This is a genomic window from Hyphomicrobiaceae bacterium (assembly GCA_041397645.1).
Lineage (GTDB): Bacteria > Pseudomonadota > Alphaproteobacteria > Rhizobiales > Hyphomicrobiaceae > Hyphomicrobium_B.
Genome location: JAWKWE010000005.1, coordinates 310380 through 322362, shown reverse-complemented (window position 1 = coordinate 322362; position 11983 = coordinate 310380). Strand labels below are relative to the sequence as shown.

Genomic DNA, 11983 nt, shown 5'->3' with positions numbered 1-11983 from the left:
CCAATGGCCAAGCCGCAGCGCAACACTTACGTGTGCCAATCGTGTGGAGCGACAGCTTCTCGGTGGGCTGGCAAATGCGCAGCATGCGGTGAGTGGAATACACTTGTCGAGGAGACGGATGCTGGCCCTCCTCCTGGCTCAGGCGTGTCTGCCCGCGCTAAGGGCCGCGTGGTGCAGCTCGAAACTCTTAAGGGATCAACCCAGGAAGCCCCACGCTTCTCGACGGGAATTGAAGAGTTGAATCGCGTGACCGGTGGCGGCGTCGTCCCGGGCTCTGCGATGCTGATCGGCGGCGAGCCCGGCATCGGCAAATCGACGCTCTTGCTCCAACTCACAGCCAACCTCGCCTGTGCAGGCCGTCGCGCACTTTATTTTTCAGGCGAGGAAGCGATCGCGCAGGTTCGCTTACGAGCCGAACGTCTAGGGCTGGCCGAGGCTCCCGTGGGTCTCGCCTCGGAGACCAACCTATCCAACATTCTGGCAACGCTGGCCGAGGGCAAGCCGCCTGATCTCGTTGTGATCGACTCGATCCAAACCTTATGGGCAGATACTCTCGACGCGGCGCCTGGCACAGTGAGCCAGGTAAGGGCGGCGGCACAGTCACTCATCCGATACGCCAAGATGGCTGGCAGCGCCGTCTTGCTGGTCGGTCACGTCACAAAGGACGGACAAATCGCCGGACCCAAGGTCATCGAGCACATGGTCGATACCGTGCTCTATTTCGAAGGCGACCGGGGACATCCCTACCGGATCCTGCGCGCGGTGAAGAACCGCTTCGGTCCAACCGACGAGATCGGTGTGTTTGAAATGGTGTCGGGCGGGCTGCGCGAGGTCTCCAACCCGTCGGAGCTCTTTTTGGGCGATCGAGACTCAGCGGCGCCGGGCGCAGCCGTCTTTGCGGGTGTCGAGGGCACGCGTCCACTGCTTGTCGAGATCCAGGCGCTTGTTGCACCATCCGGGCTCGGCACTCCGCGGCGCGCCGTTGTTGGCTGGGACACCAATAGGTTGTCTATGCTGCTCGCCGTTCTAGAGACGCGAGCGGGAATGTCTTTTTCCGGCCACGACGTCTATCTCAACGTCGCTGGCGGTCTAAAGATAGCTGAACCCGCAGCTGATCTCGCAGCTGCGGCCGCCCTTGTGTCGTCAATATCGAATGTTGCCCTGCCGCGAGACGCCGTCTACTTCGGCGAGGTTTCCTTGTCAGGCGCAGTCCGCGCCGCCTCGTTGCAGACCGCACGGCTGAAAGAGGCTTCGAAGCTCGGCTTCGGCCAAGCAATCTTGCCGGAATCGGGCGAGGCGGATACGTCAGGATTGAAGTTGCGGCTCTCAAGGCTCTCACACGTCAAGTTGCTTGCCGAAACGGCCCTGACATGCGACTGACGGTTAACAAGTAATTCAGGAAACGCCGTATCGGGCCGGACCGAACCGGTGGGGCGGGCCCGGGGGGTAACGACCAATAGAGGGAATGCCGCTTATGGACGGCTCCAGCCTGACCTACCTCGACGCCGCAGTCCTTGCGGTTTGCTTCATATCGGGCCTTCTCGCAATGTACCGGGGGCTGGCACGCGAGGTACTGTCGATCCTGTCCTGGATTGCCGCGGCAAGCGTCGGCGCCTGGATCTTCTTCACGAAGAAAGAACTGTCGGCTGACGTGGCCGCTCAAACAGGCTTGCCGCCCCAGATCGCGCTCGCTGTTGTCGCCCTCGTCGCCGCTCTGATCGTTCTGATCATCGTGCATCTCATCACCGCCCGCGTCTCCGACGCCATCCTCGATAGCCGGGTCGGCATGGTTGACCGCGTATTGGGCTTTCTGTTCGGCGTGGTGCGCGGCTTCATCCTGATTGTAATTCCCTACATGTTCTACGAGTCGTTCCAGCCCAATGAGGAAGCGCATTTCCCGTGGGTCCGTAACGCGGCGACGCTCCCCTACATCAAGAGTACCGGCAATACGATCCGTTCCATCCTCGTTCAGTATGCCCCCTCCTCGCTGACCAATCCGTCGGCGACCCCCTCAGGCGACCAGCAAGGCTCGCTGGGAACGGAGAGACGGTTCGTCGCCCTGGCCTTTGGCGACCAGCGCTATTATATCTGCCTCGCGCGCAAAGCCTGATCCCCTCCCCCGTTATCCATCGGGTCTTCTGATCGGGCATCTTGCCCCAGCCGCGTCTTCGGGCGTAGAAGCGGCTAGCGAGCAGCGGGAGGTGCCCCATGACCGTCAAGACCGTTACCGGTGAAGGACCTGGCCACGACGAGCCGCCCTCCGTCCAGATCGACGGGCTGACCTTCACGCGCTTTGGCGACGACCGGCTCCGGGAAGAGTGCGGCGTCTTTGGCATTTTTAACCACCCGGACTCTGCTGCTCTCACAGCGCTGGGCCTGCATGCTCTTCAGCATCGCGGCCAGGAAGCGGCGGGCATCGTTAGCTACGATGGCCGCCATTTTCATTCTGAGCGGCGGATGGGACTGGTCGGGGACAATTTCTCACGCTCGGAAGTTCTGGCGCGCCTGAAAGGCCGGATGGCGGTTGGGCACGTCCGCTACTCGACAACCGGCGAGGCGATGCTGCGCAACGTACAACCACTGTTCGCCGACATCGACACAGGCGGCTTCGCCGTTGCCCACAACGGGAACCTCACCAATGCGCTCACCCTGCGCAGTGAGCTGATCTCCTCCGGCGCTATCTGTCAGTCGACCTCAGACACAGAAGTCATCCTGCATCTGCTTTCGCGCTCCAAGAAGCGCCGCGTCGTCGAACGGCTCGTCGATGCCATCCGTCAGGTCGAAGGCTCGTACGCGCTGGTATGCCTGACCAACGACGTCATGATCGCTGCGCGCGACCCGATCGGTATTCGTCCGCTCGTTATCGGCCGTCTCGGTGTATCTTATGTGGTTGCATCGGAGACCTGCGCCCTCGATATGGTCGGTGCGGAGTTCCTGCGCGAAGTCGAGAATGGCGAAGTCGTCGTCATCACCGATCAGGGGATCGAAAGCCACCGCCCCTTCCCCAAACGCCCAGCGCGTCCATGTATCTTCGAATACATCTACTTCTCCCGCCCGGACAGCGTCGTGGGCGGTCGCACTGTTTACGACATCCGTAAGCAGATGGGCATCCAGCTCGCGCGTGAAGCGCCCGCAAAAGCTGACGTTATCGTCCCTATTCCGGACTCCGGCGTTCCTGCCGCCATCGGATTTTCACAAGAGAGTGGCGTGCCGTTCGAGCTTGGCATCATCCGCAACCACTACGTCGGGCGCACCTTCATCGAACCTGAGCAGCGCATCCGTCAGCTCGGCGTGAAGCTCAAGCACTCCGCCAACGCCTCGGTGATCCGCGGCAACTCCATCGTTCTGGTCGACGACTCCGTAGTCCGCGGCACGACTTCGAAAAAGATCGTGCAGTTGATGTACGAGGCCGGCGCCCGCGAGGTCCACATGCGGATCTCCTCTCCGCCAATCACTCATCCCGATTTCTACGGCATCGATACGCCCCGCAAGCAGGACCTTCTCGCAGCCAACCTCGATCTGGAAGGTATGCGTCAGTTCATGGGCGCCGACAGCCTCGCATTCCTTTCGGTCGATGGCATCTATCGTGCCATCGGCGTGGAAGCACGAGACGCACGCGCGCCTCAGTTCACCGACCACTGCTTCACGGGCGAGTACCCAACCGACCTCACCGACCAGGCTGGCGAGGCTTTGCCCAAGCAGCTCTCGCTTTTGGCTGAAGTCGGCTAATCGAAACGAAGTCGATTTCCGGATACCAAATTGATGACCCCGCCGTTCAAAGATCGTCTTGCACTTGTCACTGGCGCCTCACGCGGCATCGGCCGCGCTGTTGCGCTGGGACTGGCAAAGGCCGGCGCGCACGTCATCATCACCGCCCGCTCGCTGCCGGGTCTGGAAAGCCTTGACGATGAGATCCAGGCGCTGGGCGGTTCTGCAACGTTGCTGCAGCTCGACCTCAAGAAGGGCGACAAGATCGACCAGCTCGGTCCGACCATTTACCAGCGCTGGCAGAAGCTTGACATTCTGGTGGCCAACGCCGGCATCCTTGGGCCGCTGTCGCCGTTGGCGCATGTGACCGAAGATGGTTGGACACAGACCATCGATATCAATCTGACCGCCAACTGGCGGCTGATCCGTTCTCTCGATCCGCTGCTACAGAAGTCGGACGCCGGTCGAGCCGTTTTCGTCACCTCAGGCGCGGCCAGCGGCAAGTATGCCTATTGGGGTCCTTACGCAGCTTCAAAAGCGGGGCTCGAAGCCATGGTGAAGACCTGGTCTCACGAGATCGAGAGCACAAACGTGCGCGCCAACCTCGTCAACCCAGGTGCTACGCGCACAAGTATGCGAGCAAAGGCTTTTCCCGGTGAGGATCCTGCCAATCTGCCCACGCCCGAAGAACTCGTTCCGCTGTTCCTGGAATTGCTGTCGCCGGAGTCACAACGCAACGGGCAGATCGTCAATTTTCGAGATTGGCGTAGTTCAGAGCACTCTTCGCCGTCGGTGCCAGCGTCAGACGCCTAACACCCTTAGAGGCAACTCAGCCATACCTCGCGCATGATCATGCGCGGCCGTTGAAGGACGAGACAGATGAGACGCGCGCGCACCGCTGTATTTTGCCTCGCCGTGAGTTGTGTTGCCTCGACGTTGTCACCGGTCGAAAGAGCCCGCGCGCAGGCTGAGATCGATTGTCAAAATGCGATGTCGACCGCCGAAATCAACGTCTGTGCCGACAAGGAGTTCGACGCCGCCGATAAGGAACTCAATGCGGCGTATCGGTCTGCCCTCGCCGCCATTCCGGGGATGGCGTCGGAGAAGCCTTATGACGCAAAGAGCTGGGAAGCCGCGCTCCGTGCAAGCCAACGCGCTTGGGTTGCTTTTCGCGATGCAGAGTGCGTCGATCATCTCGCCTTCTTCTGGCAAGGCGGTTCTGGTGCGAGCGCCGATATCATCGGTTGCAAAACCGAGCTGACCAAAGCACGTACACAAGAGCTTAAGGAGCGCTACGAAACTTCAAGGTAAGCGTCGTTTCCTGGCGGAGCGAAGATTTATTGGTCCCGCCAGGATACCGCGCCAGAGGTTCATTCCGACTATTAGTTGCTGCCTGCGCCCTTAGCAGCGCCCTGTCCCATGCCCTTGCCAGGACCATAAGTGTCGAGCGCCGTCTTGCAAGCCTCCGAGACCTTGTCCTTGTTGGACTCAAGACAGCTACGCATGCGTCCACCGCCGTGGGTCACGCCTGCACAGACTTTCGGAATGTCATCTTTGCACGCGTTAGCAACCGGCCCTTGGCCCTGCGCCAGCGCTGTGGACGCCGCCGCGGCAATCGCGAGAAGCGCAGCGGCCGCAAGTTGGAGATTGGCTTTACGCATAATGATCTCTCCTCTGTTTAGTCGGTGTCACGTTCAACACCTTGGGATCGCCGATGCGGATCGCCAGAGTTCTTCATTAGCGCACCCATCTAGGGGAACGTTGGCGACGAGCTTTTCCGCTTGATGCGGATCAGCTCTGACGACTTTTTTCAAATTTGTCGCGGATTGAATGCACAACTGAGTTTGCCGCCCCAGCGCAATAATGACAGGCGTCAACGTACAGTCACAACTCGGGCTTCAAAATTCAATCGATTCCATCGCACGACCTCATCGTCGGCCAATCGGAGAGTTCACGCCATGCGCACCCTCGTAACCGTCATGCTGTTGGTCAGCACCATGTTTGTCGGCAGCGCGCTAGCGGACGCCGCCTCGAAAAATGCCGCGCCACCTCCGGCTACCACCCCGGCTCAGCCTCAAACCGAAGACGAAGATGGCCGCGTTCCCATCGCTCTCACTAAGTCGGAGCGCAACCACATGCTGGAAGGAATGCGCACCTATCTTGAAGCACTCCAGGGAATTACGGAATCGCTCGCTTCCAACAAACTCGACGGCGTTCATGAGAACGCCAAACGGGCCGGAGCGGAGATGCTTCAAGGTGCCCCGTTGAGCGTGCCTTTGAAATCGCCCCTCGCCTTCACCGCCATGAGCCTCAACACCCACGAAAAGTTTGACGTTTTGGCCGAGCGTGCGGAGAAATCCGCTTCGCGCAGCGAGGTCCTCACGGCACTTGCCGACATCATGGCAAATTGCACCAGCTGCCACGCTGCATTTCGTGTGGTGCCGGCGCCATAAGCGCACTGCCGCAAGTTCAGGCTCAGCGACGCCTATTTTGTCCCTTCGGAATTTAAAACATCACTGCTGTCAGCCGAACTCTTGATGATTGTCTTGGCCTGCGCAAGCAGGCCTTCAACCGTCGCGACGCCCTCCAGATCCGCGTACGTGTTGGCGGTGAATAGCCGCCCACCCATCGCAACCCAGCCTGTTACGACAGCTATCTCGCGGCCGGCGTCTCCGCGAGACACCTTGGCGGCCTGAGCGGTATAAAGAGCAACGTCGTCTTTGCCGATCATGCTCATGGTGTGAAGTTTTATTCCCAGCCCCTCCTTGGCCGCGACACCACCGATGTCCTTGCCTATTGTGTCGATATCGACTGTAGGCATCGCGTGGGCCAGTTGCTCTATAACGACCTGCCTCGTCATGTTTGGCGGGATCTTGGTGTGATGGCCTGGTGGACCGTTGAGCAGCCAAATGACCCAGCGCTTCCAAGGCCTGCCCGCACGTGCATCCGCAATCTCCTCGCACGGCAGAGCTATGAGCATCACCGCGTTGATTTTCGCCTGCATTCGGTCTTGCTGATCGTAGTGCGGCTTCTCCGCCGGATGATCGCGCGAAAGACTGCAATAACCTTCCGGGATCTTCAGATCGACCTTGACGCCATCGGCGACGAGAGCGTCGGCGAAGGATGGTGTCACTGGCCACCACGTCAGCATCGCCACGAACAAGACAACGTAGATCCGCATGACCACCTCCCGCCTGAAGCACTAACTTTCAACGGCTTCAATCTAACCATGCATGGCGCTTTTCGAAAGCCGCGTTTGCCGAGGAATGCATCGCAGATGAATGGATGGCGGATGATCCGTCTTTGAGAAGGCCAACCGGCCAATGCCCATGCTGCGAGTATAAGCCCATGGCCAACCAGAACTTTTTTCCGCCACTCGAATCACGCACCTCCAGGAGCATTGCGGGGCCACTCAGAATGTCGATCCAGGGGGACCCTAACATGACCGGAATGACCAAGACCGTAGAGGAGATGCTGTCCCGGCTTGAGAACAACTCCAAGTCGGAACTGAACTTGGTGCGGGCGCTTGCGGAAGCGATCCGCCGAGTCGACGATCAGATGCTGCATGAGTTGCGCAATTTATCGCTGCAGCATGAGTTGCGCCGGGAAACAATCTTGGATGAATTGCAAACTCTCGCAACACGCCTGTGTCATTTGCCTGCCCGGCCGACGCCATCAGCCATCCGCGCGGCGATCGTCCAACCGGCGCTGGCCCAGAAACGCGCGAACGCTGAAACAGTCGAGTCAGGCGAAGAGTTGCCGAGTACCGGGGCCGACTGGCGGCAGGCGACAAAGAATATCCAGGATGATCTGGACCTCGCGTTCAGCGTTTCCCCGCCGCCCCGGCATTAATAGTTCTTGTGATCGCTTCCGGTTCTCGTGTCGATTGACCCTCCCTGCTGCAGGGAGGGTCAACTGTTTGTTCGCAACCTCTTCAGTGCGCGCGCCAGCGGCCAGCCAACGAAGAGCACCAGAAAGGGAAGCAATATCGCTCGGATGTAGATTTCATCCTTCCCCGCTGCGTCGAGCATGGGCTGGCTCCCGACGACGATAGCGAACAGAACGGCACCTACGGCCGAAATGCGCGACCGGACCGGCCGCAGAAAGAGCATCACCCAGCGTCAGGCCGCCACACGAGACAAGCCTTGCAACTCCCGTGTAAACAAGCGCCCATGTCATCCCGCTCACGCTACATCGGCTATGCGCTTTCCGCGTGTGGCGCCGCGCTGTTCTCTACCAAGGCGATCTTCATCAAGCTCGCCTATCAGGACCGTGTGGATGCCGCGCTGATGCTCGCCTGGCGCATGATCTTTTCCATGCCGTTCTATGCTGCCATCGGCTGGTGGGCGCTGCAGAGGCGCCGTGCAGAAGGCGCGCCACCTGTCGAAGCGCGGACGGTCGCACTCGCATGTGTCACGGGCTTTCTAGGATACTACGTCGCTTCCCAATTCGACTTCGCCGGCCTGCAATATATCAGCGCGCAGCTGGAACGGCTCATTCTATTCACCTATCCCGTCTTCATCATGTTCCTGGGCGCCGCGCTTGGCGGCCCACCCGTCACGCTGACGGGACTGGGAGCGGCGGCGATTACCTACGCGGGGCTTGCCTTTGTCTTCGCAGCCGACCTGCCCGAAGGCGGGCACGACACCATTTGGGGCTCGCTGCTCGTTTTGGGTGCCGCCATAACATTCGCTTCTCACCATCTTTTGGCGAAACGCATTCTGCCGATGCTGGGCAGCGCGCTGTTCACGTCAATCGCGCTGGCGACGGCGTCGTTCTTCTGCATTTTGCATCAGGCCGTCGTCGGGCACGGCGACTTCTCCGCCCCGCCGCGCTTCCTTGCGCTCTCCGCGGGCTGCGCACTGGTGGCAACCGTATTGCCAACCTTTCTAATCAATGCAGGGTTGGCGCGGTCCTCACCGCAATCGGTCGCGATGATCTCGACGGTCTCGCCTCTAGTGACCATCGCTCTCGCCGTTGCAATACTGGGCGAAGCGTTCACACTGGCGGACGCAGTTGGGGCCACCCTCGTTCTCGCAGGGGTCGGCCTATATACTTGGGGCGAGGGACGATAAACGCCCCTGCATGCCCTTAATGCATGTAGGGAGCGTCCCCACCATAGGGCATCGTCGGCGTCGCGAAGAAGAATCCGTTGTCGAAGGGCTGGCCCTGACTTTGTGCAGACAACGCCGGATCGGTGAATTTGCGCGTATTGATGCTGTCAGCGTAGCTATACTTGTATCCGCCAACCCGCCGCTTCTTGCCGTAGATAACGCCAGTCAGCGGCTTGCTGGCCTTCGACTTGGCAACGGCCTCAATGGGTTGCATAGGCGCAACCGCCGCGAATGCAACGGCCAAAATGATAAAAAACTTAAGCTTCATCAGGGAGCCCTCGCGGGTGCGGATCACAATTTCCGCCATATTAGCCGACACGGGTAAACGATATCTAGGCCAGCACGACGATTAGCACTTACGTGGTGTCCCAAACGCATCAGCGCCAGAGGCGCTTTGGCGCAGAACCCGCAGAGTTGGCTAAGGCCGTTAACAAATTGGTCCCGCCGAACGGGTCATTCAGCGGGATCAACTATCCGATAATACGACGACTAATGCGCATCCGAGCCCTGGACTATCGCAGATCCGGAGCCATCGCCTCGTTCTTGAAGGCAGCGATAGCGTCGTCGAGCGACACCACCTTTTGCTCCTGGCTGCCCAAGCGGCGCACCGAGACGTTGCGGGCTTCCGCGTCGCGCATACCGACCGCAAGAATGATCGGCACCTTGGCCAGCGAGTGTTCCCGCACCTTGTAGCCGATCTTCTCGTTGCGAAGATCCGTCTCGACTCGCAAGCCTGCGGCTTTGAGCGCATCGGCGACCTCGGCGGCGTAGCTGTCCGCTTCGCTCGTGATGGTGGCCACGACGACCTGAAGCGGAGCGAGCCACAACGGAAGGTGACCGGCAAAGTTCTCGATCAGAATGCCGGTGAAGCGCTCCAAAGACCCGAACATGGCGCGGTGGATCATCACCGGGGTCTTCTTCTCCGAATGCTCGTCGATGTAGAAGGCACCCAGACGACCGGCCAGATTGAAGTCCACCTGCGTCGTTCCGCATTGCCATTCGCGCCCGATGGCATCCTTGAGCACATACTCCAGTTTGGGTCCGTAAAAGGCGCCCTCGCCTGGCTGCAGCGCCGTCTTGATGCGTCCGTTGGAGCGCTTGGTCACCTCGTCGAGCACATCCTGCAATGCCTTCTCGGCCTTGTCCCAAAGATGATCGGCGCCGACACGCTTCTCTGGACGCGTCGAAAGCTTGATGAAGATGTCTTCGAAACCGAAGTCCTTATAGATGGATAGCATCAGATCGTTGATCTTGAGGCACTCCTCCATGATCTGATCTTCGGTGATGAAAATGTGCGCGTCGTCCTGCGTGAAGTGGCGCACGCGCAGCATGCCATGAAGCGCCCCGGACGGTTCATAGCGGTGAACCTTGCCGAACTCGGCAATCTTCAGCGGAAGATCGCGATAGCTCTTGAGGCCGTGCTTGAAGATCTGGACGTGACCGGGACAGTTCATCGGCTTGCAGCAGAACACGCGCTCATCGGGCAGAACGGTGGTGAACATGTTTTCACCGTAGTTCTCCCAGTGGCCGGACAGCTCCCAGAAATGCTTCTCCATCATGTCGGGAGAATTGACCTCGACATAACCGGCACGCTGCTGGGCACGACGCATATATGCAATCAGCGTCTGAAAGAGTGTCCAGCCCTTCGGATGCCAGAAGATCGAGCCGGGCGCCTCTTCCTGGAAATGGAATAGATCCATCTCGCGACCCAGCTTGCGATGATCGCGCCGCTCCGCCTCCTCAAGCCGATGAAGGTAGGCCTTGAGATCCTCCTCAGTCGCCCACGCCGTGCCGTAAATGCGCTGCAGCTGAGGGCGGTTTGAGTCACCACGCCAGTACGCGCCGGCAAACTTCTGAAGCTTGAATGCCTTGCCGATCGCGCCCGTGGACGTCATATGCGGGCCGCGACACAGGTCGAACCAGTCACCCTGCTTGTAGATCTTGACGTCCTGATCTTCCGGAATCGCGTCGACCAGTTCGACCTTGAAACCTTCGCCCATCGCAGCGAACGTGTCCTTGGCCTTTTTGCGGCTCCACACCTCTTTCGTGAAGGGCGCGTTCTTGGCGATGATCTCGTGCATCTTCTTCTCGATCTTGCCGAGATCGTCAGGGTGGAACGGCTCCGACTTGGCAAAGTCGTAGTAGAAGCCATTCTCGATCACCGGGCCGATCGTGACCTGGGTGCCGGGCCACAGCGACTGCACGGCTTCGGCCATCACATGCGCAGCATCGTGCCGGATCAGCTCCAGCGCCGGTGCATCCGTGCGCGAGACGAAATTTATTGCAGCGTCTTTACGGATCGGTTCGTTAAGGTCGGTTAAGACGCCATCGAGTTGCATGGCAACCGTGCGCTTCGCAAGCGAGGGCGAGATGCCTTTTGCAATCTCAAGCCCAGTCGTTCCGCCTGCTACCTTCTTGGCCTTGCCGTCCGGGAACGTAATCGTAACGTCGGTCATGACGCAAATCTCCCTTTGCTCACTCGCCGCAAACCGAGGCGGCGTAAGTCGATGTATCCGGGCGAGGAGATCGCGACTTTCCTCCAATCTGTCAAGCGGGGTCGCCGGGATATCTGCAATTGCAGGTATTTGATCAGCGGTTCTGAAAGCTTAAGGGCGTAAAACGTCCATTCAGAATTATTGCCGGTTTGCCGGCCCAGCAGGACGATCAAAACATGTCAGCGGCCAAACTCATCATCAAGAAGCGCATGCAGTTCATCCAGGGGAAGGTCCGCCCGTGCTGTTACGTCCAGGCTGTCGTGGACGCCGACGTTAAAGCGGTTCTCGATGAGCACTTCCTCACCGACCAGCTCTTCAAACGCGCCGCTTATGCCCAAAGCTGGCCCGAAGGCGCCATCGCGATCCCGGCCGCGATCGCTCCGGCTCTGGGTGCGTTCCTTAAGAACGATGCGTGCCCCGAAATCACGGTCAAGACCCTGATGTCGGGGCAAATGCACCAGGGGTCGAACGTTTGGGAGATGATGGCGTTCGAACTTATCGCCAAGCTTGCTTTCGACAACTTCGTGGCGCTGTGCGACACCGTCGCGGATCTCGGCCGTGACATCGTCTATGAGGGCTCGGCCAGCATGCCGAGCTTTGATTTCAGCGTCGAAGATGCTGTCCAGAAACTGGAACGGGCCGCCTCGGCGATGGCGGCGGCTTAAT

General features: G+C 59.7%; 14 protein-coding genes. 9 read left to right on the top strand and 5 right to left on the bottom strand.

The window, feature by feature from the left end:
* Positions 1 to 3 precede the first annotated feature (3 nt).
* The 5 genes from radA (at position 4) to R3D51_15280 (ending at position 5019) form a co-directional block, all read left to right on the top strand.
* Positions 4 to 1380 (top strand): DNA repair protein RadA, encoded by a 1377-nt coding sequence (radA, locus tag R3D51_15300; GenBank protein ID MEZ5900848.1) that lies wholly within the window; start codon positions 4 to 6, stop codon positions 1378 to 1380.
* Between the two features lie 94 nt (positions 1381 to 1474).
* Positions 1475 to 2110 carry a CvpA family protein gene (locus tag R3D51_15295; GenBank protein MEZ5900847.1) on the top strand — a complete coding sequence of 212 codons (636 nt, stop codon included), beginning with the start codon at positions 1475 to 1477 and terminating at the stop codon, positions 2108 to 2110.
* Positions 2111 to 2208: 98 nt separating this feature from the next.
* Positions 2209 to 3729, top strand: a complete 1521-nt coding sequence (purF, locus tag R3D51_15290) for an amidophosphoribosyltransferase (GenBank protein MEZ5900846.1) — start codon at positions 2209 to 2211, stop codon at positions 3727 to 3729.
* A gap of 33 nt (positions 3730 to 3762) precedes the next feature.
* Positions 3763 to 4521 carry an SDR family NAD(P)-dependent oxidoreductase gene (locus R3D51_15285; GenBank protein MEZ5900845.1) on the top strand — a complete coding sequence of 253 codons (759 nt, stop codon included), beginning with the start codon at positions 3763 to 3765 and terminating at the stop codon, positions 4519 to 4521.
* 66 nt (positions 4522 to 4587) lie between these two features.
* Positions 4588 to 5019 (top strand): lysozyme inhibitor LprI family protein, encoded by a 432-nt coding sequence (locus R3D51_15280; GenBank protein MEZ5900844.1) that lies wholly within the window; start codon positions 4588 to 4590, stop codon positions 5017 to 5019.
* Positions 5020 to 5090: 71 nt separating this feature from the next.
* On the opposite strand, the gene R3D51_15275 is transcribed toward R3D51_15280, so the two are convergent.
* Complete coding sequence (locus R3D51_15275; protein ID MEZ5900843.1) at positions 5091 to 5369, bottom strand: cysteine rich repeat-containing protein; 279 nt, start codon at positions 5367 to 5369, stop codon at positions 5091 to 5093.
* Between the two features lie 297 nt (positions 5370 to 5666).
* Here R3D51_15275 and R3D51_15270 point away from each other — a divergent pair, with 297 nt between their 5' ends.
* Positions 5667 to 6161, top strand: a complete 495-nt coding sequence (locus tag R3D51_15270) for a hypothetical protein (protein ID MEZ5900842.1) — start codon at positions 5667 to 5669, stop codon at positions 6159 to 6161.
* A 32-nt stretch (positions 6162 to 6193) separates the two neighbouring features.
* On the opposite strand, the gene R3D51_15265 is transcribed toward R3D51_15270, so the two are convergent.
* Positions 6194 to 6889, bottom strand: coding sequence for a hypothetical protein (locus tag R3D51_15265; GenBank protein MEZ5900841.1), 696 nt, complete (start codon positions 6887 to 6889; stop codon positions 6194 to 6196).
* Between the two features lie 167 nt (positions 6890 to 7056).
* Between R3D51_15265 and R3D51_15260 the strand changes: the two genes are divergently transcribed.
* The gene (locus tag R3D51_15260) at positions 7057 to 7560 is read left to right on the top strand and encodes a hypothetical protein (GenBank protein ID MEZ5900840.1); all 504 of its coding nucleotides are present in this window, start codon (positions 7057 to 7059) and stop codon (positions 7558 to 7560) included.
* A gap of 59 nt (positions 7561 to 7619) precedes the next feature.
* On the opposite strand, the gene R3D51_15255 is transcribed toward R3D51_15260, so the two are convergent.
* Positions 7620 to 7820: a hypothetical protein gene (locus tag R3D51_15255; protein MEZ5900839.1), complete on the bottom strand. Its 201-nt coding sequence runs from the start codon at positions 7818 to 7820 to the stop codon at positions 7620 to 7622.
* Positions 7821 to 7880: 60 nt separating this feature from the next.
* Here R3D51_15255 and R3D51_15250 point away from each other — a divergent pair, with 60 nt between their 5' ends.
* Positions 7881 to 8783 (top strand): DMT family transporter, encoded by a 903-nt coding sequence (locus R3D51_15250; protein ID MEZ5900838.1) that lies wholly within the window; start codon positions 7881 to 7883, stop codon positions 8781 to 8783.
* A gap of 16 nt (positions 8784 to 8799) precedes the next feature.
* Here the strand turns inward: R3D51_15250 and R3D51_15245 are convergent, their stop codons facing one another.
* On the bottom strand, positions 8800 to 9090 hold the full coding sequence (locus R3D51_15245; protein MEZ5900837.1) for a hypothetical protein: 291 nt from the start codon (positions 9088 to 9090) through the stop codon (positions 8800 to 8802).
* Between the two features lie 244 nt (positions 9091 to 9334).
* Complete coding sequence (thrS, locus tag R3D51_15240) at positions 9335 to 11278, bottom strand: threonine--tRNA ligase (GenBank protein MEZ5900836.1); 1944 nt, start codon at positions 11276 to 11278, stop codon at positions 9335 to 9337.
* Between the two features lie 215 nt (positions 11279 to 11493).
* On the opposite strand from thrS, the gene R3D51_15235 reads away from it, so the two are divergent.
* Positions 11494 to 11982 carry a hypothetical protein gene (locus R3D51_15235; GenBank protein ID MEZ5900835.1) on the top strand — a complete coding sequence of 163 codons (489 nt, stop codon included), beginning with the start codon at positions 11494 to 11496 and terminating at the stop codon, positions 11980 to 11982.
* Position 11983 lies beyond the last annotated feature (1 nt).

Excerpts from the sequence above, each read along its gene's own strand:
- radA (MEZ5900848.1), top strand. The coding sequence starts at position 4 with ATGGCCAAGCCGCAGCGCAACACTTACGTGTGCCAATCGTGTGGAGCG.
- thrS (MEZ5900836.1), bottom strand. The coding sequence starts at position 11,278 with ATGACCGACGTTACGATTACGTTCCCGGACGGCAAGGCCAAGAAGGTA.
- R3D51_15255 (MEZ5900839.1), bottom strand. The coding sequence starts at position 7,820 with ATGCTCTTTCTGCGGCCGGTCCGGTCGCGCATTTCGGCCGTAGGTGCC.
- R3D51_15245 (MEZ5900837.1), bottom strand. The coding sequence starts at position 9,090 with ATGAAGCTTAAGTTTTTTATCATTTTGGCCGTTGCATTCGCGGCGGTT.
- R3D51_15260 (MEZ5900840.1), top strand. The coding sequence starts at position 7,057 with ATGGCCAACCAGAACTTTTTTCCGCCACTCGAATCACGCACCTCCAGG.
- R3D51_15280 (MEZ5900844.1), top strand. The coding sequence starts at position 4,588 with ATGAGACGCGCGCGCACCGCTGTATTTTGCCTCGCCGTGAGTTGTGTT.
- R3D51_15270 (MEZ5900842.1), top strand. The coding sequence starts at position 5,667 with ATGCGCACCCTCGTAACCGTCATGCTGTTGGTCAGCACCATGTTTGTC.
- R3D51_15250 (MEZ5900838.1), top strand. The coding sequence starts at position 7,881 with ATGTCATCCCGCTCACGCTACATCGGCTATGCGCTTTCCGCGTGTGGC.
- R3D51_15235 (MEZ5900835.1), top strand. The coding sequence starts at position 11,494 with ATGTCAGCGGCCAAACTCATCATCAAGAAGCGCATGCAGTTCATCCAG.
- purF (MEZ5900846.1), top strand. The coding sequence starts at position 2,209 with ATGACCGTCAAGACCGTTACCGGTGAAGGACCTGGCCACGACGAGCCG.
- R3D51_15265 (MEZ5900841.1), bottom strand. The coding sequence starts at position 6,889 with ATGCGGATCTACGTTGTCTTGTTCGTGGCGATGCTGACGTGGTGGCCA.
- R3D51_15275 (MEZ5900843.1), bottom strand. The coding sequence starts at position 5,369 with ATGCGTAAAGCCAATCTCCAACTTGCGGCCGCTGCGCTTCTCGCGATT.
- R3D51_15295 (MEZ5900847.1), top strand. The coding sequence starts at position 1,475 with ATGGACGGCTCCAGCCTGACCTACCTCGACGCCGCAGTCCTTGCGGTT.
- R3D51_15285 (MEZ5900845.1), top strand. The coding sequence starts at position 3,763 with ATGACCCCGCCGTTCAAAGATCGTCTTGCACTTGTCACTGGCGCCTCA.